Source organism: Halostella sp. PRR32 (assembly GCF_034808085.1).
Classification (GTDB): Archaea; Halobacteriota; Halobacteria; order Halobacteriales; family Natronoarchaeaceae; genus Halostella; species Halostella pelagica.
The window spans coordinates 132078-153573 of the sequence record NZ_JAXHGL010000003.1; the positions used below are offsets into that span (position 1 = coordinate 132078).

Consider the following 21496-nt stretch of genomic DNA (forward strand, 5'->3'; position numbering starts at 1 on the left):
TCGGTCAGGCCCGTCCGAGGATAGCCATCACGGCGTCGCGGTCGGGTCCGCCGGCGAACGTCACCCGCTCGCCGTCGCGGGTCCGCTCCGACGCGACGGTAACGAAGTCGCCGTCCAGTAGCCAGCCGCCGTCTCGGGCCTCGCCGCGGTCGTCGTATGCCTCGGCGACCGCGTCCGCCACCGTGCGCGCATCGGTCTCCCACGCCGTTCGCCAGCGGTAGCCGACGCGGCCGTCCCCGTCGCTGTACGCGGCCAGGGAGTCACCGTGCCACTTCCGGAGCAGATCGGAGCGATAGGCTCGCGGCAGGTCGACCGTTTCGGCGGCCTCGCCCTCGACCGCGGCGTCGGGGTCGTCGAGCGACGCGATGTCGAGGGCGATGAACTTGCTGAACAGCGCGTTGACGCCCATTCGAGTCGATTGGACGCGGTTCCACTCCTCGCTCGCCTCGTTCGGGACGTCGACCGACCGGTACGTGATGCCAGTTTCGAAGTACTCCTTCGGAAACATGATGGCGGCCGCCGTCTCGGGCGGCGAACCGTGTTTCTCCCACAACTGGTCGTAGCCGCCGCGTTCGACGGCCTCGTAGGCGAACAGCGCCCCATTGACGTACGGGATCCGCCGCGGCAGCATCCAGAGGGGAACGTCGACGGCGCGGCGAAACGAGTCGAGCAGGATGCAGGGGTCGTACTCGCCGTCGATGCAGTTCGCGCGATAGCGCCCCTCGACGTAGGTCGCCGTCCCTTCTCTGACGCCGGTGACGGCGTTCTGGCCGTCGTTTGTCGGATCCGATCCATCGGAAACGTCAGTGACGTCGTACTGGATGGCGTGTGTCAGTTCGTGAGCGATATGCGGTTCGTTCGGGTAGTTCTCCAGGCTGATATCCGGGACGGCCTCCTGTTCGGTTATCGAATCGACGTCTATCTGCTCCGTGTCGGTGAGTGTGATCACCCGGTTCGACATGTTGTATCGGCCGAGCGATCCCGGGGCCCGGTCAGGGCGAGTTGCGGAGCGGAGATGCGTGGCCTTCCCGGTCGCGACCGCGAACGCCTCTCTCGGGCCGGTACGGGACACGATATTCGGGTCTCTCAACTCGATCCTGACCGGGGCATCGAGGTGTTCGCCCGTGATATCGACCGTTCGGTCCAGTGCGCGTTCGCACCGCTCGCGTATCTCGTCGCCGACCCGGTCGCCGAATCGGAGCATCTCCTCGGCCGGTTCGGTCGTCCTCGACGTGTTCGCAGTCGTCGCGGTAGTTGAATCGCGGGGGTTAGTCGTGTCGGACTCCTCGTTCGACGAGGTACATCCGGCGGCGCCGACGGCAACGCTCGTCGCGATCGATGTCAGGAGGGCTCTACGTCGCATGTATTTCTCCGTCCGAAAGGGTGAGTAATTAAACTTCCCGTCCCCGGCCCGGTCGGTTACGGCCACTCGTCGACTGCATCGATCGCCGTGCCGAGCGTTCCCCGGATATCAGCGAACGACGTGGGTGTTGTGCCGCGTCTGTTGAACAGGACGGCGACGTCGACTCCGTCCCTGCGCTGTTCGAGCATGGTGAACGTTCCGGGGAGTGAGCCGAAGTACACGTACGGACCGTCGCCCTCGACTCTCGGTTCGCCGGTGACCCGGTAGTCGTCGGCGAACGAGAGCAAGGTGCGAGTCGTCCCGACGAGTTCGCCGGCCGCGCCGATCCCCTCTAGATGGTAGCCGCCGTCGGGGCAGGGAACGCGGTCGGTCCGATCGAGCGCCATCACGTTCGGACACTCGTTCGGACTGTGATAGTCGACTTCGTCGTCCGGCCGGTCCTCCGGAAGCGACGCGCCCTCGTACAGGCGGTCCGAACTCGCTCCGTCGAGCACTGAGTCCCGTACGTACTCGGGATACTCGTCCCCGGTCACCGTCTCGACCAGTAGCCCCAGTAGCGCGTAGCCGAAGTTGGAGTACGCCTCGCTCTCGCCGGGGGAGAACTGGAGGGGTTGCCCGAGCATGAAACGAGCGGTCTGTCGCGTGGTGGGCGGGTTCGAGAGGTCCATTCGGGAGGCGATGGCGAAATCGTGGAACACCGGGTCGAAGGTCCGTCTCGGATCCCACCCGCCGGCGTGGTCGAGCAGGTGCTGGACGGTTATCTCGTCGAGGCGCTCGTCCGGGTCGTCTCCGGGAAGCGGATCGAGGTCGAGCGTCCGGAAGACGCGGGTGTCCGGGTCGAGCGTCCCATCGTCGAACAGCGTGCGGACCGCCGCGTTCGTCATCGCCTTTGTGACGCTCGCGAACCGAAAGCGCGTGTCCGGCCGCGTCGCTTCGGTGCGGTCGGCATCCCGCCAGCCGTACCCGCGCTCGTGGACGACGGTGCCGTTTCTGGCCACGGCCATCGCGGCGGCGGGCACGTCTCGGTCGGACATGAACCCGAGAACCGCCTCGTCCAGCGGTTCGAGTTCGGGGACCGCGTCGCCGGTGACCGGGCGGTCGTTTCGGTCGTCAGTGGTAGTTTCGCCGGTCGTACTCGTCGGTGTCGAGGTTTCGGACGGCTCGGTCGTCGTGTCGGTGCCGTCGGTCGCGGACTCGGAACAGCCGGCAAGACCGAGGCCGACCGCAACTGCAGTCGACCGGAGGAACCGCCGGCGGGACCTGTCGGAGATCACACGAGCAGTTTATTTTCTCCGTATATAATGTCGATGAAACGGTCGCTCCGGGAAGTTACTCAAATTCGTTTCAGCGAGCAGTTAACTACCGCCCGGTTCTGTGGCGGATCATGGTCACGGACCGCTCGCTGGTTTTCCGCTATTACGCCTTCCGGGCGGCGTCCTCGGTGGGGTTCATCACCCCGGTGTTTACGCTGTTCATGCTCTCTCGTGGGTTGTCTTTCAGCGAGATAGCGACGCTTTCGGCTATCGTCGCGGTCGTCGTCACCGCGGGCGAGATACCGACGGGGTACGTCGGCGACCGCGTCGGCCGCCGGAACAGTCTCGTCGTGAGCACTGCGCTACTCGTCGCCTCGCTCGTCGGGTTCGTCTGGGCGAACACGTACCCGGCGTTCGTCGTCCTGTACGTCCTCTGGGCGCTGGGGCTGACGTTCGCCTCGGGCAGCGACAGCGCGTGGCTGTACGACGCGCTTCGGGCGCGCGGCGCGGAGGACCGGTTCACTCGGATCCGCGGTCGCGGCGAGTCCGTGCGCCGAGCGGCGAGCGTGGTCACGATGATCGCCGGCGGCCTGCTGTACGTCGTCTCTCCGGCGGTCCCCTTTATCGCCGCCGCGGCGCTGAACGTCGTCGGGATCCCGGTCTTGCTGTCGCTGCCGAAAAACGAGGGGTACGCCGACGGAACGGCGGACCGACTCTCCGTGCGGGAGGCCGCTTCCGTCGTCCGCACGGCGCTCACTCGCCCCGAACTCCGTTCGTTCGTTCTCTACGTCGGGATCTTTTTCGGTGCGGTGTCGGCGTCGAACACGTACGTTCAGCCGATCACCGTCGACGTGTTAGAGGCGAACGTCGCGGCGCTCGGCGTGCCCGAAGAGGCGACGATCGGCGTTCTCTACGCCGCCTTTACCGGTGTCTCCGGGGTCGCGAGCTACCACGCTGCGACCGTCGAGTCGCGTCTGGGGCTTCGGACCGCGGTCGTCGGCGTCACCGTCGGCGTCGCCGTGTTACTCGCTGTCCCGCTCGCGGTACCGTTGCTCGCCGTCCCGACGTTTCTCGCGATGCGGGCGGGCGACGCGATGCTCCGTCCGGTGGCGAACCGCTATCTCAACGACCGGATCGAGGGCGCGGGCAGGGCGACCGTGCTCTCGGCCGCGTCGATGGCGTACGCCCTCATCCGGGTGCCACTGATCCTCGCGGGCGGCGTCGTCGCGGACGCCGCCGGACCGCTCGTCGCCGTCGCCGGATTCGGCGGCACGTTCCTCGTCGGTGCCGCGACGATGTCGTTCGTCGTCGCGAGCGTGTTCGGCGATACTCACGGCACGGGTGACGTAGACCGCTCCTGACCACCTCTACGGCCGCCGTGCGGGCCGGCAGGCGAGAGAGAAAGTATTTGCCGGACCGATAATTACGGAGGTGTATGGCAGAACGATTGTCTCGCCGCCGCCTCCTCGCGGTCGCGGGAGCGACAGCCATCGCCGGCTGTAGCTCGTCCGACACGCCCTCCGACGAAACGACGACCGAAGAGCCCCAGTCGCCGGAGTACGACGTCACCGTGGACCACGATGTCGAGTCGTGGGACGGCTACGACCCGGAGTGGGAGTCGCCGACGACCTCGCCCGTCGAGACGGAAGTCAGCGCGGAGATTCTCGTCGAGAACCTCGAGATCCCCTGGGACCTGTCGTTCGCGCCGAACGGCGAACTGTTCATCACCGAACGCGTCGGGCGTATCAAGACGTTCGCGGACGGCGAGGTTCAGGAGGTTGCTGAACCCGCCGACGCCATCGACGGGGGGTCCGTCGAACCCGGTGCCGAAGAAGGTAGCTGGTGGGTCGAGGGCGGCGAGGGCGGCACGCTCGGCGTCGCGGCTCACCCCTCGTACCCGGACCCGCCGCTGGTGTACGCCTACTACACCTACGAGGAGGGCGACGAGCGCTACAACAAGGTCGCGTACTTCGACGTGAGCGCCGACGACCCGAGTCGCCACGCCGAGACTATCATCGACGGTATCCCGGCCGACAGTTATCACAACGGCGGCCGGATCACCTTCGGCCCCGAGAACTACCTCTGGGTCACCTGCGGCGACGCCGGCGAAAAACCGCTGGCGCAGGACCGTGACAGTCTTGCGGGGAAGGTCCTCCGTCTGAAACCCGACGGCGACGCCGCACCGGATAACCCGAACGACGGCGATCCGCGGGTGTTCTCTTACGGACACCGGAACCCGCAGGGCATCACGTTCCTCCCCGACGCGACCCCGGTCGCCGACGAGCACGGGGAGAACGCCCACGACGAGGTGAACGTGTTGACGCCCGGCGGAAACTACGGTTGGCCGGACATCCGCGAGGAAGGGGAGGAGTACCTCGACCCCGACGTTCACCCGCCGGTCGTAAACACCGGCAACGAGACGTGGGCACCGACCGGGTCGGTGTTTTACACGGGGGACGGCGTTTCCGCGTGGCAGAACCGCCTCGTTCTCGGCACGCTCGCCGGCCAGCACGTCAACGTGGTCACGCTCTCGCAACCGGACCGCGACCTGCCGCCCGCCGAAAACGGCCGGCGCTTCGACGACGACTTTTACGACGATAGCTACACCGCAACGTCTCACAAGACGTTCGAGGACGAACTCGGCCGCGTCCGCCACGTCGAACAGGGGCCGGACGGCGCGCTGTACGGCGTCACGTGTAACCGCGACGGTCGCGCGGACGGCGATTTCCCGACAGAGCGCGACGACGTGCTGGTGCGGTTCACGCCCGAAGAGGAGTAACGTACCGGCATCCGGTGGCGACGGTACCGCTGACCAGCGTTCTGTTCGACCTGTCGTTCGCGGTCGTCTTCACTTCGTGTACGGGACGCTACTGGGGACAGTTTACGCCGCACTTCGGGAACGTCCCCGGTAGAACTTCCGTGCATCAGCGTCTTCCGCGTATCAGTTCCTTCCGTGCACCAGCGGATTCCAGGTATTAGCGCCCGTGAGACGCCCGACTCACTGCTGGAGGACGTACCGAGCGATCTCGGTCGTCCCGCAGACGGGACACGACTCATCGTCGGCATCGACCGCGACGCCGCAGTGACGGCACTCGTGGAGGATCCTGGTCCCGTCTTCGACGGGATCGTCGGCGTCCGTCAGCAGTTCCTGTAGCCAGTCGCGTACTGTCATAGTGTGGAATTCATTCGTTGCCGCTGCCGCCGCCGCGGAACGTCCCTAGCGTGATGTCCCGCGACTCCGTCGGTCGCTTCGAGTTTCGAGATGCGGTTTCGCACTGTCGCGGCGGAGACGTTGACTGTTTCGGCGCTCGTCGGCGCGGAGACTCCCCTCTCGTCCGCCTTCAAGGCGTGGACGTTCCGACTGTCTATCTCGTCGAGTCGGTGGTCCCTGTCGTTCGCTGGGTCGTCCCGCTCCATTCGCTGTAGTGATCTACGGCGGGGACTCGTCAAATAAGTGTTTTGTTGATCGGTACGATAATATTGGGTGGGGGTCGGTACTGATACGAAAATATACGACCGGACAGACCCGACTATAAATAATTTCCATCTATCTATAGAGGGATTAAAGCGCCGAATATCGGGCTGTTGGCGGGGGTGCGGCCCGGGATCACGAGCGCCGGTCCGGGTCCGGAACTGAATTTGCGTTTACAGCGGCGGCGTCCCGAGTCGACGCGCCGGGTGCTCGTTAGCGGCCCCACTCGTAGAACCACCACGCGACACCGAACAGCAGTAGTCCCGCGCCGAGCGTCGACGACGCCGGTTCGGGGACAACGAACAGCACGAACCCGACGAGGATCAGGGCGGACGGTTCTATCTCGTTCCACGCGTCAGGCCAAAACGGAAGCGCCATGCCCGGCGTACGCCCTCGACGACCAAATAGTCCACCTGTCAGTCTGCCGCCTGGTTGTCCTGTACCGCGTACTCGCGGGTCACGTCGACCAGCGCTTTCCGGTACTCGCTCTCGTCTGGGTCCTCGGAGAGCGAGCGGAAGTGTCGACGGAACGTGTCGAGGCTGATGCCCGGTGCGTCCTTCGCCGCGGCGTCGGCGAGGTCGTAGAGGCGGTGGTCGGCGTCGACCAGGTCGTGGCGCTCGACCATGGCCAACGCGAACGCGGCGTTGACGGCCGTGATCTCCGGATCAGCCGCGGGATTAGTGAGCCTGGAGACGGCACGGGGTGCCCGCCCCGGAGCGTCGGCGATAGCGCCTGCCAGACTCGACTCCAGGAAGGCGACGAGTTTGTCGGGCGGGCCGACCTGAAGGGTGATGTCGTCGGCGTAGATGTCTTTCATGTGGTTGGCGATCTGGTAACAGTGCGTGAGTCGGCGGCGTTCGACGGACTTGCCGGCGAGCGCGAGATACAGCGCCTCTTCCGTCGACTGCGTGTGTGACGGGTGGCCCCCCTCGTGACGGCGCATGTGCGCGTACTCGTGGAGTGCGAGTTCGCGCGCCATCGCGCTTGTCGCCGCCTGACGGGAGATGTTGAGAACGTGATGGTCCGCGTCGTGGCCGGTCCACGTACGCTCGTCCGGGTCCTCCCGGATCCGCACGTGAACCGGGCGGTCGACGTCGTACTCCGTCTCGAAGATGTCCTGTGCGCTGAGAAACGGCGCGGCCGGCCCAGGTCCCTGCACGCGAACGTCCATGCGTACACCTACCAGGGGACGGAACGATATGACTCTTGTCCCGGTGTTGCGAAGCGCTGCGCGCTTCGACCAGGGACGAGCGGGCCACCCCGCTCACCGGGCTACGTCCGCGGTCGGTACCTGCTCGGCGTCGGTGATCGTCCGGGTGACGCCCTCCACGTCGAGGACGAAGTCCGTGCCGAACGCTGAGGCCGGCGTCTGGAACCCGTCCGAGACCTCGCCCGCGAGCATTCGCTTCGCGGCCTCGACCGCAGTCGCCGTCGCGAGGTCGTAGGTGTCCGGCGTCTCTAACACTGCCGTCACGTGGCTTCCCTCGTCGTCGACGACCTGTCCCCAGACGCGGGTCGTGCTTTGCGCGCGTTCGCGCGCGGTCGGCCCGGACAGCGCGGCGTCCGCAAACACTTCGAGCGCCCGACGAACCGGCGTCAGCCCGAGTACCGGGACGAGGGGCCGGATTCGGCGCATGACCGAGACGGCGTACTCCGGCACCGTCGCGTACACTTCGATGTTCTCGATCCCGGTCGAGTAGTACGCCGTCGAGACGTCTCCCCACGGTACGGTGACGCCGGTTTTCGCCGTCCCGTCACCGAAGTCGAACTCGCGGCGTTTCCACGCCGCTGGCACGTACCGTATCGCTCCGTTCTTCCGCACTGCGCCGGCCTGTGGCAGTTCCTCGAGTATCGATTTCACGGTCCCCGGGGAGAACGTTCCTAACCCGTCGAGCGCCAGCGTCAGTTCCGTCGCGGAGCGCAACTGCGACTCCAGAAACCCGGACAGACAGTCCGTCGCGACCACGTCGAACCCGACGCCGGGGACGAGCGACACGCCGTCTTTCTCGGCGTCGCGGTCCCGCTCCGCGACCCCTTCCAGTACGTCTATCTCGCCGGCCAAGTCGAGGTAGTCAGTCCCGGTTTCCATGCACGCCGTCGTCAGGCGCTCGGTCGTCCGGGAGAACGGCCCCGCGCAGTTCAGCACCGCGTCGGCCGCTGCGACGCGGTCCTCGACGACTGTCCCGTGTTCGAGACTGAATACCTCGTGGTCGAGCCCGAGGTCGGTGGCCTGTCGCTCGACTTGTTCCGCGTCACGCCCGGCGACGGTCGGGTCGAGACCGCGGTCGACCGCCCGCTGAGTGATCAGGCTTCCGGCGTAGCCGTACGATCCGTATATCAGGAGATCCCCTCCCATACCGGATAGTACGACCCACACCACCAAAACGATGGGTCGGTAAGCGATCGGAGATCCGTCGGCTCAAAAACGGTGGGGCCTCCCGCGGCGACGAACCACCTCGACTCGTTTCACTCGTCGCGAGCTTTCCCTTTGTCTCTCCCGTCGGCGAAGACGAAACGCCGTCTCGTCACTCTGTTCGTGTCGAGCTACGTCGGTTCCTCCGTCGCCGACGAAACACTACCCTTTTCACTCCGCTGGCGATATGAGTGGGTAATGGGTAGACGCAAGAAGATCGTCGAACAGTGCGAGCGACTGATGGACGAACCGGAGAACATCCGGAACATCGCCATCGCCGCACACGTCGACCACGGCAAGACGACACTGACGGACAACCTGCTCGCCGGCGCGGGCATGATCTCCGACGACACCGCGGGGGAACAACTCGCCATGGACACGGAGGAGGACGAACAGGAACGCGGCATCACGATCGACGCCGCTAACGTCTCCATGACCCACGAGTACGAGGACACCGACCACCTCATCAACCTCATCGACACGCCGGGCCACGTCGACTTCGGCGGTGACGTTACCCGCGCGATGCGTGCCGTCGACGGTGCGCTCGTCGTCGTCGACGCTGTCGAGGGCGCGATGCCGCAGACGGAAACGGTGCTTCGTCAGGCGCTACGGGAGGGCGTGAAGCCGACCCTGTTCATCAACAAGGTCGACCGCCTCATCTCCGAACTGCAGGAGGGTCCCGAGGAGATGCAGAACCGCCTCCTCTCGGTGATCCGCGAGGTGAACGACCTCATCCGCGGCATGACCGAGGAGATGGACGACATCGACGACGACTGGACGGTGTCCGTCGAGGGCGGAACCGTCGGCTTCGGGTCGGCGCTGTACAAGTGGGGCGTCTCGTTCCCGTCGATGCAGCGAACCGGCATGGACTTCGCCGACATCATGGACCTGGAGCGCAACGACAAGCGCCAGGAGCTCCACGAGCGAACGCCGCTGTCGGACGTCGTGCTCGACATGGTCTGCGAGCACTTCCCGAACCCCGTCGACGCGCAGCCCCGTCGTATCCCGCGCATCTGGCGCGGCGACGCGGACTCCGAACTCGCCGACACGATGCGTCTGGTCGACGAAGAGGGCGAAGTCGTTCTGATGGTCACTGACATCGGCGTCGACCCCCACGCAGGGGAGATCGCCGCCGGCCGCGTCTTCTCCGGGACCCTAGAGAAGGGCCAGGAACTGTACGTCTCCGGGACTGCCGGGAAGAACCGGATCCAGAGCGTCGGCATCTACATGGGTGGCGAGCGCGAGGAGGTCGAACGCGTTCCCGCAGGGAACATCGCCGCCGTCACGGGCCTCAAGGACGCCATCGCCGGCTCTACCGTCTCCTCCGTGGAGATGACGCCGTTCGAGTCCATCGAGCACATCTCGGAGCCGGTCATCACCAAGTCCGTCGAGGCGAAGAACATGGACGACCTGCCGAAGCTCATCGAGACGCTGCGGCAAGTGTCCAAGGAGGACCCGACGATCCAGATCGAGATCAACGAGGAGACGGGCGAACACCTGATCTCCGGACAGGGCGAACTCCACCTGGAAGTCCAGACCCAGCGCATCGAGCGCAACCAGGGGATCCCGGTCAACACCGGTGAGCCCATCGTCGTCTTCCGCGAGGCTCCCCAGGAGCCGACCCAGGAAGTCGAGGGGATCTCGCCGAACCGTCACAACCGCTTCTACATCTCGCTACAGCCGCTGACGGACGACATCGTCGACGCGATCCAGCTCGGCGATGTCTCCATGGACGTGCCCGAGCAGGAGCGCCGCGAGGCGCTGCAGGAAGCGGGGATGGAGAAAGACGCGTCCCAGAACGTCGAACACATCCACGGGACGAACATCCTCATCGACGACACGAAGGGTATCCAGCACCTGAACGAGACGATGGAACTCGTCATCGAGGGCCTCGAAGAGGCGCTCGACGACGGTCCGCTCGCGGCCGAGCCCGTACAGGGGTCGCTCATCCGCCTGCACGACGCTCGACTCCACGAGGACACCATCCACCGGGGTCCCGCACAGGTCATCCCGGCGGTCCGCGAGGCTGTCCACCGCGCGCTCATCCGCGGTGAGGTTCGACTCCTCGAACCGATTCAGGACGTCCGCATCGACGTTCCGAACGAGTACATGGGCTCGGCTTCCGGCGAGATTCAGGGTCGCCGTGGCCGCGTCGACGACATGTACCAGGAAGGCGACCTGATGGTCGTCGAGGGCGTCGCACCCGTCGAGGAGATGATCGGCTTCTCCAGCGACATCCGCTCGGCCACGGAAGGCCGCGCCTCCTGGAACACCGAAAACGCTGGCTTCCAGGTCATGGCCGACAACCTTCAGCGCGACCAGATCATGGAGATCCGGGAGCGTAAGGGGATGAAGCTGGAGCTACCGGAGTCCATCGACTACTTCTAACGACGCCTCGCCTTCCCGCGTTTTTTCGACGCTTACCCGTATTCGGACGCGGTTTCGAGACGCTTACCTCCGCAAGTAGTTGTCTCTCAGAGCGCACTCGCGTCAATCACGTCTCCGCGGCGCTCCCCAGCGCACGGTCCGTTTGTCTCCCCGACAACGACGGCTTAACCCCCGTTTCGTACCGGGTAGGTCGAAACTGTCGTTGGGGTTTATTCTCGCCAGGGTCGTGGCCTCGGCTGTCGCTGTGACCGCTCGGTGCGGACACAGAGGTGATATTCATGAGAGACCGCGATACGCCAGACCGTCGACCGACAGGCGAACGGAACCAGTCCCAGGGCCGACAGGGTCCTGACCGACGAGAACAACGAGGCGGGCAACAGCCGCCGAGACAGGGCCAGCAGGGCGGCGCTCCGCAGGGAACGCCGGGCACCGGACAACCGCCACAGCGAGGCGGACAGCGGGGACAACAGGGCGGCGGGTACACTCCGCCGGGTCAGCAGTCCCACCACACCCCGCATAGCGGGACTGGCCAGCAGGGGTCCCGGCTCTCCGGCGGCCAGCAGGGAGGAGGCGAACAGCCCCAGTCTCGGCCGACGGCCCAGCAACAGCACCAGCCCCACCACGGCAGTACGCATCAGGCCGGACAGACCGGGCAGCAGTCAGCTTTCGGACAGCCCGGACAGCAATCCGGTTTCGGACAGGGGGGACAGCAGAGCCAGCAAGGCCGACAGGCCCCGCCGGGACAGCACGGAGTCCAGCCGGGACGAACCGGCCAACAGTCCGGCGGCCAACAAGCCGGACAGGGGATGGCACGGACACAGACCGGCCAGCAGTTCGGCGGGGTACAACAGCAGCACTCGCCCGCACGGAACATTCCGATCGAACCCGTCGGCGTCGAACGCATCGCCCGGGAAGAGGTCGTCACCGCGGACCGGGACACGCCCATCGCCACGGTCGTCGCGATGATGGAAGAGCAGGACGTGGGGACCGTCGTGATCACGGAGGACGACCGGCCGGCGGGTATCATCACCGACCGGAAGATAGCGCTCGCGCTGGAGGAGACGCCCGATCTCACCCAGCGGTCCGTCGAGGATCTGATGAGCGAGGACCCGGTGACCGTCACTCAGGACGAGGAACTGTTCGACGCGGTCCGGACGCTGAGCGAGAACGACATCCGACGGGTACCGGTCGTCGACGACGAGGGGACGCTGTCGGGGATCCTCTCGCTCGACGACGTGCTGGTCGTGCTCTCCGGGGAACTCAGTTCGGCGACTGACGTCATCCGAGAACAATCGCCGCGGTTCTGATACTGTCGGCTGTCACTTCGGAACGGCACTCGGACCCCGGGGTCCGATATCCTGCAAAGGAGTACAGCCAACAGTATGTGGCCCACATCACGCGTTGATCCGGTTCTCGGCCGGGCACGGTGCCGGGAGACCTGCCGGAGAGTTCGTCTATCTTTCGCCGTCCCGTTGCCGTCTGGCACGAGCCCGACTCGACGGCGACGAAATCGATGATACACTGGCGGCGTACAGTCGGGCGTCGAGGAACGCGATACGGACACCGCCTCGATCCGTCGGAGACATTTGCAAATGAGTGAACTCTTTACCGCACGGGCGAGAGAGGTGGGATATGAACTTCGTAGCGCGAGGTGATCCGTGTGGGAGATGAACGTGCCACCAGCCAGGAAGACGATTCCGATTCCGGCGCAGAGGACGAAGGCGACGCTAGCGCGGACGACGGTTTTAGTGAGGAACGCACCGACGGGGGCGTACAGTCGTACACTGTCCGCCTCGAACTGGTCGACGAACCGGGCGAACTGCTCCGAACTCTCGAACCGATCGCCGAAAACGGAGGAAACCTCCTCTCTATTTTCCACGAACGCGGCAATCTAACACCTCGGGGACACGTCCCGGTCGAGGTCGACATCGAGTGTCCGCCGGACCGGTTCGAAGACATCGTCGACGCTCTGCGAGACGCCGGCGTCAATGTAATTCAGGCCGGGGCCGAGCGCTACAGCGAGGAGGTGTCCGTCCTCCTGGCCGGACACATCATCGACACTGACCTCTCAGACTCGCTGAACCGTATCGAGAAGTGTTCCGGGGCGTCCGTCGTCGACTTCTCACTGACATCGCCGGAGGGGACCGACGACGTCACCTCGGCTCGTCTCCGACTCGCGGTCGAATCCGGCCGCACCGACGACGCGCTGTCGACCGTCCGAAGCATCGCGGGCGAGAAGGACCTGAGCGTGGTCGAACCGCTCACCGAGGGGGGTCCGGCATGAACCTCGCAGTGCTCGGGGCGGGGTCCGTCGGCCGTTCCGTCGTCGAACTCGCCGGTGAGTACGGTCACACGGTGACTGCCATCGCCGACTCCGGGGGCGCGACGGTCGCTCCCGACGGCGTCGACGCCGAGAGGATACTCGACCGAAAGGACGAGACGGGAACTGTCGGCGACGGCGACCCCGACGAGGTCCTGGCCGCGGAGTACGACGTTCTCGTCGAGGCGACGCCGACGACGCTCGGCGACGCCGAACCCGGCTTCAGTCACGTTCGGGCCGCGCTCGAACGCGACCGCGACGTGGTACTCGCGAACAAAGGGCCGGTCGCTGAGCGATACGGCGACCTGCGCGGGCTCGAACGGAAGAGCGCGGGCGACGTACTGTTCGAGGCGACCGTCGGCGGCGCTATTCCCGTCCTCTCGACTATCTCCGACTTCGGCCCGTCGCAGGTGACCGCGGCGCGCGGCGTGCTCAACGGCACCGCGAACTTCATCCTCACGCGGATGGCCACCGAGGGCCTGGACTACGAACACGTTCTCGCGGAGGCCCAGGACCTTGGCGTCGCGGAGGCGGACCCCACCTTCGACGTCGACGGGACGGACGCGGCGCTGAAATGCGTCATCCTCGCGAACGTCCTCTCCGACGACGCCACGGAGTACTCGCTCGACGACGCCGACGTCGAGGGTATCCAGAGCGTGCCCGGGAGCGCGCTCGAACTGGCCGCCGAGGACGGGCGAACCGTCCGTCTCATCGGCGAGGCGACCGCCGCCGGCGTCCGCGTCGCCCCTCGTCTCGTTCCCGAGAACGGTACCCTCGCGGTCACGGGTACGCGCAACATCGTCCAGTTAGAGACGCGCCACGCGGGTCGACTGAACGTCAGCGGGCGCGGTGCGGGTGGTCCCGAGACGGCGACTGCCGTCCTCGCCGATGTCGGTCGTCTCGAACGGTGACCCTGTCGCCTGTTTCGGCCTGACCGAACTCGCTAGGTTGTCCGGCGGATCCGCTCACCGACTGTCAGCCGACGGCGTACGCCCGCACTACCGCGACTATGCCCGTGTGACGAGTCACCAAACCGCCGGACGGAAACGGGATGGGGGGCGTACCGTATCGAAATGGTTTTAACTGCTTCCGCCGAAAGACTCCGATATAGCGCCTCTGCGCGTGAGATACCAATGAGCGAAGACAAACCCCACCAGAACCTAGCCATCATCGGTCACGTTGACCACGGCAAGAGCACGCTTGTGGGCCGACTCCTGTACGAGACAGGATCGGTACCGGAGCACGTAATCGAACAGCACAAAGAAGAAGCGGAGCAGAAGGGCAAGGGCGGCTTCGAGTTCGCCTACGTCATGGACAACCTCGCCGAGGAGCGCGAGCGTGGTGTCACCATCGACATCGCCCACCAGGAGTTCGACACCGACGATTACTACTTCACCATCGTCGACTGTCCGGGCCACCGCGACTTCGTCAAGAACATGATCACGGGCGCGTCCCAGGCTGACAACGCTGTCCTCGTCGTCGCAGCTGACGACGGTGTCGCGCCCCAGACCCAGGAGCACGTGTTCCTGGCCCGCACGCTCGGCATCAACGAACTGATCGTCGGCGTCAACAAGATGGACCTCGTCGACTACAACGAGTCCGACTACAACCAGGTCGTCTCCGAGGTCGAAGACCTGTTCCAGCAGGTCCAGTTCAACACCGAGGACGCCAGCTTCATCCCGATCTCCGCCTTCGAGGGCGACAACATCGCCGAAGAGAGCGAGAACACGGACTGGTACGACGGCGAGATCCTCCTCGATGCCCTGAACAGCCTCGAAGAGCCGGAGCCGCCGACGGACGCGCCGCTCCGCCTCCCGATCCAGGACGTCTACACCATCGACGGCATCGGTACGGTCCCGGTCGGCCGCGTCGAGACGGGTATGCTCAACGTGGGCAACAACGTCTCCTTCCAGCCCAGCGACGAGGGCGGCGAGGTCAAGACCATCGAGATGCACCACGAAGAGGTGCCCGAAGCCGGTCCCGGTGACAACGTCGGATTCAACGTCCGCGGCATCGGCAAGGACGACATCCGCCGCGGTGACGTCTGCGGCCCCGCCGACGACCCGCCGTCGGTCGCCGAGACGTTCCAGGCCCAGGTCATCGTCATGCAGCACCCGAGCGTCATCACGGCCGGTTACACCCCGGTCTTCCACGCTCACACCGCACAGGTCGCCTGTACCATCGAATCCATCGACAAGAAGATGGACCCGTCCAGCGGTGAGGTCGCCGAGGAGAACCCGGACTTCATCCAGAGCGGCGACGCAGCTATCGTCACGGTTCGCCCGCAAAAGCCGCTCAGCATCGAGTCTTCCCAGGAGATTCCGGAGCTCGGCAGCTTCGCCATCCGCGACATGGGTCAGACCATCGCGGCCGGCAAGGTCCTGAGCGTCAACGAGAGCTAAGATGCAACAGGCACGCGTCCGCCTCGCGGGCACCAGCCCCGAGGACCTGGACGACATCACCGACGACGTTCGGGAGATCGCGAACAAGACCGGTGTTTCGATGTCCGGTCCGATCCCGCTCCCGACGAAGACGCTGGAGATTCCCACCCGGAAGTCCCCCGACGGTGAAGGGACGGCGACGTGGGAGCACTGGGAGATGCGCGTCCACAAGCGTCTGATCGACCTCGACGCGGACGAGCGCGCGCTCCGCCAGCTCATGCGCATTCAGGTGCCGAACGACGTCAGTATCGAGATCGTTCTCGAAGACTAACGGCACCGCTTTTGCGGCGGACCCGCCGTCGACGCGGTCACGACGGGTACCTCTCGTCACTCTCGCGCGCAGGCCGGGCCAGTTGCGTCGCTCACAATTTTATATCGCCGGGTAGTCAGGCAACAGTATGCGGACTCCACTGGCGGACAGTCCAACCGTGGACACGTTACTCATCTTCGCCGCAGTGTTTCTGGCACAACAGTTAATGGGCCTCCTGATTCCGTACGCAGTCGGCCTGTTCGCGCTCGCGCCCCCGCTTTCCGTCCGGCCCTGGACCATCGTCACCAGCGTGTACGCCCACAGCGACGTCTCTCATCTGCTCGCCAACAGCATCACCCTGCTGTTCGTCGGCATCCCCGTCGAACGCTCGACCACGCCGTTCCGGTTTCACGTGTTTTTCATCGCCACAGGAGCGACCGCCGGCATCGTCCAGGTCCTGCTCAAGAGCCTGATCGCGGAACCGATCCCGGTACTCGGCGCTAGCGGTGCCGTGTTCGCGCTCCTTGGCTACGTTCTCACCGGGAACCGCCTTGCCAGCGGTTTCTTCTCCCGCTTCGACCTGAGCCCCCCCGTCCAACTACTCGGCTTTGCCGTCCTCGCGGCCGTCGTCACCGTCGCTACGGGCGCGCCGGACGTCGCGCTCATCGCGCATTTCACTGGCTTCCTGCTCGGTCTCGTCGCCGGACGGATAGGCGTTCTCGACGCCAGCCCGCGAGCCAGCGTCCGTCCCGAAAACACAACCTACAAATAACCGCACCGGGTTACGTTCTGGTAGCGGGCTCGTAGATCAGTGGTAGATCGACACCTTCGCAAGGTGTAGGCCCCGGGTTCAAATCCCGGCGAGTCCATCGCAGTTTCGGACTCTCGTGAAGGTCCCGTTTTCATCAGGTTCACACCCACCAGATACCACTTTCACACAGAGGCGTCTGAAAACTATGGGTCGCTCTGAGCTAATTATTTTCGCCGCGGGATTCGCCCCGCCGCAGTCACCGACTTCTGCGAAGGAAAACGGGGGTGTAGCGCGTGAGCCTACGCAGCCAGTGGCAACCTAGCGACGACCTCCCCCAGTAGATCGGCGGCCCGCCGACGCTGTCGATGCCCGACGACTGGACGCTCTCGACGGCGTGGCAGCGCGCATAGACCGAGAGCGACCGAGGCGGGGCCGTCAACGACGCCGAGCGAGTGGTCTACCTCTCCGACGCCGACGAGATGCACCGCTGTCTGTGGGCGTTACAGGGCCGTACGATGGTCGCTGACAGTGAGTGTCAGGGCCACAAGTACAACGACGGTTGGTGTGTACACCTCGCTTCCCTGTGGTGGCAGTGGGTCCGGGGCGGTATCGTCGTGTCTCATCTCGACACCGGCCGCCAGTACCCAGCGCCACCAGCATGGCTGCAGCTCGACGACGACCCGACCCGCTACGACCAACTCACTCCTGCCGAACTCGATGCCTACCTGACCTGCGAACTCGGGAGCGTCGGCGTTCGGGAGTCTGCGAGACTGTTCGGCCGGTCGCCCGGTACTATCGGGAACCTGCTGGCCGACGCCCGAACAAAGACGGAGGGCCGCCCATGACGCACACGCACGCCCCCGCCCTAGCGCGAGACCTTCTGGCGACCCCCAGGGGAGCTGTCCTACACGTACCAACAGCGTCGGCTACCGGGGCGCCGTATGGGGGTTCGGCCCCGTCTTACTCGGAGGTGGCTAGTCAGACATGACTGGTGGCAGCCAACTCCACGAGGAAGGCGGCAACGACAAGATCACCTTCCGACTCCCCACCCATTTGAAGGAGCAGGTCGATAACATGAGTGCCGATCTGGAGCAGTACGTTCGTCAGAAGGTCGACACCCCGACCGAGGACGGCGGGGTAGAGCACTACGCCGACCCCGACGACCGCGAGCTGGCCGTTGCCTATCGGACGCTGTGCAAGAAGCGCACCGAGAGCGGTATTGTGCGTGGCGAGACGGCGAAGCGGGCACTGGCTCAAGCCGTCGATAATGTTGACCAGAAGGACGCACAGCGGCTTCTCCACCGGCTCGCGAATATTGAAGATATTTGGTTTCTAAATCATAGTAGATTTTATCATCTTTGACTAATCCGTCGAGTTGTTGAGAAGACTTGAGTTGTATATAACATCCGTTCGGAGTCAGAGCATTCGTATCCTTTTCTGTAAATCGAACTTGGCAGTCTATCGCATAGTCTTCTTCATCTTCTGAGTTCACCACGTGCTGAGAGAGCAGATCCTCCAACCCTGTGCTGCCTTCTGAATCAACAATGTGATCACCGCTTTTTTCTATGGTCACTGTAGCAGGATATAATATGCTGATATATAAAATGGCTTTTTGTTTTTTGATAAGCAACATAAATCTAGTATCTTTGGGGAAAATAATTCACGCTGTCCTCTACAAAGGATATAAACGGACTCACAGATGGTTTGGTTGTTTAATATTAAGCCACACAACTGGCGGAAATGTGCTGATGGGCCCCCGGACAAATCTGTTCACGGTAGTCATACCGGGAACCCTTGGCACGGACTCAGCTCTCATACCTCTTGGGCGGCAAAACAGATGCAGGGGGGAGAGACGGCGATCGTCCGGCAGAGCAAACATGGTGTCATGGGTGTCTGGAAAATTGTTGATACGAATCCTGTCAATTCTCAGGAGGACCACAATTGGCCAGAAGAGTATGATCAATTCGTCTACTGTAATGCTTTACACAAGGAGCTCAGTCCGCCAGTAGACGATACGGAATTTTTTGATGGAGAAGACTTTGTTCGCTTCAACACGGGAGCAAACAAACTATCAGATGATGATACTGAGCGATTCTTGACTCATATATTAGATCGTTCCGACCTCTCAGATGCAGCTCGAGAACGCGTGAGAAGCGAACTCAGTCAGATTGGCTCCGAGAGAATCGCTTGGGAGACGGGTAACCAGGGGTGGCAGACAGAACCCGGGTCAGGTGGTCCGCAAGGCCCCAGTGTTGACCACGAAGAACAGTCTGCAGATATCCAGCCTCCGGAGCATACAGAAACCACAGTTAGCCGTGTTGTTCGGAATACACAGATTGCGAAAGACTTGAAAAAACAGTATGACTATCGGTGCCAGGTTTGCGGAGAACAGCGCCAGCGTGACTCTGGAAATCCATATGCTGAAGCGCATCATATCCATCCTCTCGGTGATACCCCTTCAGGAATCGACCACCGGAGTAATATTCTCGTGCTCTGTCCGAACCATCACTCCGACTTCGACTATGGGTCGATAAAAGTAGATCCAGAGACACTCGAAATCACTCATGCCTATGAGCGCAAGTTCAACCGTCAAACTCTATTTCTCGATGAGGATCACTCAATCGATACAGAGCATCTTCGCTATCATAATGACGAAATTTCTACTGTCTGATTATTAGTTGGCTAATTATTAAACTATCAACGGGTTTTATACTATAATTGTTCGTTTGTTCGGACAGAGGCATATTCCTTCGTGACTGAACCTACTTGATCCGCTGAGGGGTGCGAATACAACGAGAACGGCGAAAAGACGGCCGAGAGCGTCCGGCGTCACATCAACGCGAAGACAGACGACGCACATCGGGATCTGGAAGCGCTTCGAGCCGCCCTTAACTAGCCTGAGGGCACTGCTGAGGAGGGCGGAGAGGATGCTCCTGAAAGCACCGAGGGCGACGAGCAGAGCGAAGCAGTGGAAGAGCAGGGCGAGAGTACCGAAAACAGCGAAACAGAGCACCAAGAAATGGTTTCTCCAGAGGAATACGAACAGCAGCAAAGCGGCGAATCGGGTGACAGTAACGGGACGGAAGCCGGTGCAGCCGGTGATTCAGGGGGCCGATTCCGGTGGTGAAAGCGGTGATCCCCAGGATGCAGACGACTTTCTGCCCGGATTCGGCCTTACGACGTACGTTCTGATCGCTTCTGCCCTGCTCGCGGCGTTCGTTATCTGTCGAGTGTCCCGCTCTCGCAGCGACGACGTCGTTGACGTCGAGTCGGTCGACGAGCAGGACGACGAAACCAGCGACGCTGTCGAGCAGGGACTGAGCGAGAAGGTCCACGCTCCCGAGCTGCCGGACGGTGCCGAGAGTCGGGATGTGCACCTAGACCCCGAACGGGCAGAGGCGGCGTTAGAGTACTACGGCAGGCACCGGTACGCGAGTCGAGACCATGCCTTGCTGACGCTCATCTGGCGAACCGGGATGCGGCGCGGTGCAGTGCAGTCTCTCGACCGTGGTGATCTCGAACCGGACGCCCACGCGGTGCGTTTGGAGCACCGGATCGACGAGGGAACGAAGCTCAAGAACGGCGAAGCAGGCGAGCGGTGGGTCTACCTCGGCCCGAAGTGGTTCCAGATTCTCGATGACTATCTGGACAACCCCGACCGAGTCCAGGGGACCGACGAGTACGGTCGGAAGCCGCTATTCACGACGCAGGATGGCGGCCGTCCCTCGCCGCAGACCATCTACAAGTGGCTCATACGGGCACTGCACCCGTGCAGCTACGCGAGTTTCCCACACGACCGGACACCCGAGACGTGCGACGCTCGCGGCCGGTCGGCCAATGTTGCCGACTGCCCGTCATCACGGTCGCCTCACGCCGTTCGTCGAGGCGCTATCACTCACCACCTGACCGAGGACACACCCCCGGAGACGGTGAGCGAGCGGATGGACGTCTCGCTCGATGTCCTGTACCAGCACTACGACGCGCGAACCGAGCGCGAAAAGATGGACGTGCGAACTGACCACCTGCCAGAGTAACCGATGTTCAAAAATTCACCAAACCGCATGGCTGCACCGCATAAAACCTGCCCGGCGAGTCCATCACGAATCTCTGTCATGTCGAGTTCTCCACTGAGCGACCGCTCTGGGTTATTAATGCGGACGATCTCGCTACCAACAAAACTGAGCTAATACTCCTCTCAGGGAGAGCGATAGAGAAGATACGTGAAGCACCACTGTGCGATTTGAGGAATCGGATGACTGCAGCTTACTGATCACTCAACTGTGTCACAACGGGGCACTCGGCATTCAACAAGATCTGTTGAGTAGTGTTTCCAAACACCGCCTTTCCGGTCGGCGACCGCCGTCGCCCGCTGATAACGAGAAACCGCGGTTCAAGCGAGGCCGTTTCGGCCAATATCTTATCAGTAACATTACCGACGCGCCCTCGCGCTTCGAACCGCTCCACATCGACAGTATCGGCAGTTTCCTCGACGAATTCTCTGACAAATCGTTCCGCACTGTCCTCTTCTTGCGTGATCGAGTAGTCCTGGAACTCTGGAATACTTTGTATGGATCTGCGGTGCTCATCGAAATCTTCCTGCGGGACGACGTGCAAAGCGACGAGGGTATCATCGTACGTCGCTGCGAGATCGGATGCGACTTTGGCGACAATTCTGGACCGCTCGTTCTCATCGATCGCAGCAAGTATTGTCATACATTCTCAATCAAGCTGAAACTACAAGTAGATTTGTTCATATATAATATATGTTATATTTATCTGACGGCCTTATTCCGGTTTGTTGGCCACCCGATCTATTCGGAAGATACAGTCAACGTGCGTATCGT

At 63.3% G+C, this 21496-nt stretch carries 21 protein-coding genes and 1 tRNA gene; 14 read left to right on the forward strand and 8 right to left on the reverse strand.

The genetic code is table 11. The annotated features are described in order from the left end of the window. Positions 1-4: 4 nt before the first annotated feature. The gene (locus tag SM753_RS10535; protein ID WP_323191567.1) at positions 5-1363 is read right to left on the reverse strand and encodes a hypothetical protein; all 1359 of its coding nucleotides are present in this window, start codon (positions 1361-1363) and stop codon (positions 5-7) included. Positions 1364-1419: 56 nt separating this feature from the next. Then, positions 1420-2637, reverse strand: coding sequence for a serine hydrolase domain-containing protein (locus SM753_RS10540; protein ID WP_323191568.1), 1218 nt, complete (start codon positions 2635-2637; stop codon positions 1420-1422). A gap of 110 nt (positions 2638-2747) precedes the next feature. Here SM753_RS10540 and SM753_RS10545 point away from each other — a divergent pair, with 110 nt between their 5' ends. Beyond that, positions 2748-3977, forward strand: a complete 1230-nt coding sequence (locus SM753_RS10545) for an MFS transporter (protein WP_323191569.1) — start codon at positions 2748-2750, stop codon at positions 3975-3977. Between the two features lie 74 nt (positions 3978-4051). After that, positions 4052-5395 carry a PQQ-dependent sugar dehydrogenase gene (locus SM753_RS10550; protein ID WP_323191570.1) on the forward strand — a complete coding sequence of 448 codons (1344 nt, stop codon included), beginning with the start codon at positions 4052-4054 and terminating at the stop codon, positions 5393-5395. A gap of 219 nt (positions 5396-5614) precedes the next feature. Here SM753_RS10550 and SM753_RS10555 read toward each other — a convergent pair whose 3' ends face one another. The 5 genes from SM753_RS10555 to SM753_RS10575 form a co-directional block, all read right to left on the reverse strand. After that, positions 5615-5788, reverse strand: coding sequence for a hypothetical protein (locus tag SM753_RS10555; protein ID WP_323191571.1), 174 nt, complete (start codon positions 5786-5788; stop codon positions 5615-5617). Then, on the reverse strand, positions 5785-6033 hold the full coding sequence (locus tag SM753_RS10560; RefSeq protein WP_323191572.1) for a hypothetical protein: 249 nt from the start codon (positions 6031-6033) through the stop codon (positions 5785-5787). Before SM753_RS10560 ends, SM753_RS10555 begins: the two co-directional genes overlap by 4 nt. A 268-nt stretch (positions 6034-6301) precedes the next feature. Then, entirely contained in the window at positions 6302-6466 is a 165-nt protein-coding gene (locus SM753_RS10565; RefSeq protein WP_323191573.1) for a hypothetical protein, read from the reverse strand. 38 nt (positions 6467-6504) lie between these two features. Then, positions 6505-7260, reverse strand: coding sequence for a DUF5781 family protein (locus tag SM753_RS10570; protein ID WP_323191574.1), 756 nt, complete (start codon positions 7258-7260; stop codon positions 6505-6507). A gap of 93 nt (positions 7261-7353) precedes the next feature. After that, positions 7354-8445 carry a saccharopine dehydrogenase NADP-binding domain-containing protein gene (locus tag SM753_RS10575; RefSeq protein WP_323191575.1) on the reverse strand — a complete coding sequence of 364 codons (1092 nt, stop codon included), beginning with the start codon at positions 8443-8445 and terminating at the stop codon, positions 7354-7356. A gap of 255 nt (positions 8446-8700) precedes the next feature. Here SM753_RS10575 and SM753_RS10580 point away from each other — a divergent pair, with 255 nt between their 5' ends. The 12 genes from SM753_RS10580 (at position 8701) to SM753_RS10635 (ending at position 20686) form a co-directional block, all read left to right on the forward strand. After that, a complete protein-coding gene (locus SM753_RS10580; protein ID WP_135533883.1) occupies positions 8701-10890 on the forward strand; it encodes an elongation factor EF-2 in 2190 nt (729 codons plus the stop codon). 278 nt (positions 10891-11168) lie between these two features. Further along, positions 11169-12197: a CBS domain-containing protein gene (locus tag SM753_RS10585; protein ID WP_323191576.1), complete on the forward strand. Its 1029-nt coding sequence runs from the start codon at positions 11169-11171 to the stop codon at positions 12195-12197. A 353-nt stretch (positions 12198-12550) separates the two neighbouring features. Beyond that, positions 12551-13174, forward strand: coding sequence for an amino acid-binding protein (locus SM753_RS10590; protein ID WP_135533882.1), 624 nt, complete (start codon positions 12551-12553; stop codon positions 13172-13174). Then, entirely contained in the window at positions 13171-14121 is a 951-nt protein-coding gene (locus SM753_RS10595) for a homoserine dehydrogenase (protein WP_323191577.1), read from the forward strand. Before SM753_RS10590 ends, SM753_RS10595 begins: the two co-directional genes overlap by 4 nt. A gap of 222 nt (positions 14122-14343) precedes the next feature. Beyond that, entirely contained in the window at positions 14344-15612 is a 1269-nt protein-coding gene (gene tuf / locus SM753_RS10600) for a translation elongation factor EF-1 subunit alpha (RefSeq protein ID WP_323191578.1), read from the forward strand. A 1-nt stretch (position 15613) separates the two neighbouring features. After that, positions 15614-15922 carry a 30S ribosomal protein S10 gene (gene rpsJ / locus SM753_RS10605; RefSeq protein ID WP_138796628.1) on the forward strand — a complete coding sequence of 103 codons (309 nt, stop codon included), beginning with the start codon at positions 15614-15616 and terminating at the stop codon, positions 15920-15922. Between the two features lie 127 nt (positions 15923-16049). Beyond that, entirely contained in the window at positions 16050-16673 is a 624-nt protein-coding gene (locus SM753_RS10610) for a rhomboid family intramembrane serine protease (RefSeq protein WP_135533878.1), read from the forward strand. A gap of 25 nt (positions 16674-16698) precedes the next feature. Next, positions 16699-16770: transfer RNA gene (locus SM753_RS10615), tRNA-Ala, on the forward strand. Between the two features lie 334 nt (positions 16771-17104). Then, the gene (locus tag SM753_RS10620; protein ID WP_323191579.1) at positions 17105-17497 is read left to right on the forward strand and encodes an SWIM zinc finger family protein; all 393 of its coding nucleotides are present in this window, start codon (positions 17105-17107) and stop codon (positions 17495-17497) included. 139 nt (positions 17498-17636) lie between these two features. After that, positions 17637-18014, forward strand: a complete 378-nt coding sequence (locus SM753_RS10625) for a hypothetical protein (RefSeq protein ID WP_323191580.1) — start codon at positions 17637-17639, stop codon at positions 18012-18014. Positions 18015-18489: 475 nt separating this feature from the next. Further along, positions 18490-19323, forward strand: coding sequence for an HNH endonuclease (locus tag SM753_RS10630; RefSeq protein ID WP_323191581.1), 834 nt, complete (start codon positions 18490-18492; stop codon positions 19321-19323). A gap of 418 nt (positions 19324-19741) precedes the next feature. Further along, complete coding sequence (locus SM753_RS10635) at positions 19742-20686, forward strand: site-specific integrase (RefSeq protein ID WP_323191582.1); 945 nt, start codon at positions 19742-19744, stop codon at positions 20684-20686. 229 nt (positions 20687-20915) lie between these two features. Here the strand turns inward: SM753_RS10635 and SM753_RS21380 are convergent, their stop codons facing one another. Next, the gene (locus tag SM753_RS21380; RefSeq protein WP_369335348.1) at positions 20916-21365 is read right to left on the reverse strand and encodes a universal stress protein; all 450 of its coding nucleotides are present in this window, start codon (positions 21363-21365) and stop codon (positions 20916-20918) included. Positions 21366-21496: the final 131 nt, after the last annotated feature.

Coding starts and splice junctions, on each gene's coding strand:
- SM753_RS10575 (WP_323191575.1), bottom strand. CDS start 8,445: ATGGGAGGGGATCTCCTGATATACGGATCGTACGGCTACGCCGGAAGC.
- SM753_RS10610 (WP_135533878.1), top strand. CDS start 16,050: ATGCGGACTCCACTGGCGGACAGTCCAACCGTGGACACGTTACTCATC.
- SM753_RS10560 (WP_323191572.1), bottom strand. CDS start 6,033: ATGGAGCGGGACGACCCAGCGAACGACAGGGACCACCGACTCGACGAG.
- SM753_RS10625 (WP_323191580.1), top strand. CDS start 17,637: ATGACTGGTGGCAGCCAACTCCACGAGGAAGGCGGCAACGACAAGATC.
- SM753_RS10630 (WP_323191581.1), top strand. CDS start 18,490: ATGCAGGGGGGAGAGACGGCGATCGTCCGGCAGAGCAAACATGGTGTC.
- rpsJ (WP_138796628.1), top strand. CDS start 15,614: ATGCAACAGGCACGCGTCCGCCTCGCGGGCACCAGCCCCGAGGACCTG.
- SM753_RS10545 (WP_323191569.1), top strand. CDS start 2,748: ATGGTCACGGACCGCTCGCTGGTTTTCCGCTATTACGCCTTCCGGGCG.
- SM753_RS10580 (WP_135533883.1), top strand. CDS start 8,701: ATGGGTAGACGCAAGAAGATCGTCGAACAGTGCGAGCGACTGATGGAC.
- SM753_RS10535 (WP_323191567.1), bottom strand. CDS start 1,363: ATGCGACGTAGAGCCCTCCTGACATCGATCGCGACGAGCGTTGCCGTC.
- SM753_RS10555 (WP_323191571.1), bottom strand. CDS start 5,788: ATGACAGTACGCGACTGGCTACAGGAACTGCTGACGGACGCCGACGAT.
- SM753_RS10565 (WP_323191573.1), bottom strand. CDS start 6,466: ATGGCGCTTCCGTTTTGGCCTGACGCGTGGAACGAGATAGAACCGTCC.
- SM753_RS21380 (WP_369335348.1), bottom strand. CDS start 21,365: ATGACAATACTTGCTGCGATCGATGAGAACGAGCGGTCCAGAATTGTC.
- SM753_RS10550 (WP_323191570.1), top strand. CDS start 4,052: ATGGCAGAACGATTGTCTCGCCGCCGCCTCCTCGCGGTCGCGGGAGCG.
- tuf (WP_323191578.1), top strand. CDS start 14,344: ATGAGCGAAGACAAACCCCACCAGAACCTAGCCATCATCGGTCACGTT.
- SM753_RS10585 (WP_323191576.1), top strand. CDS start 11,169: ATGAGAGACCGCGATACGCCAGACCGTCGACCGACAGGCGAACGGAAC.
- SM753_RS10570 (WP_323191574.1), bottom strand. CDS start 7,260: ATGGACGTTCGCGTGCAGGGACCTGGGCCGGCCGCGCCGTTTCTCAGC.
- SM753_RS10595 (WP_323191577.1), top strand. CDS start 13,171: ATGAACCTCGCAGTGCTCGGGGCGGGGTCCGTCGGCCGTTCCGTCGTC.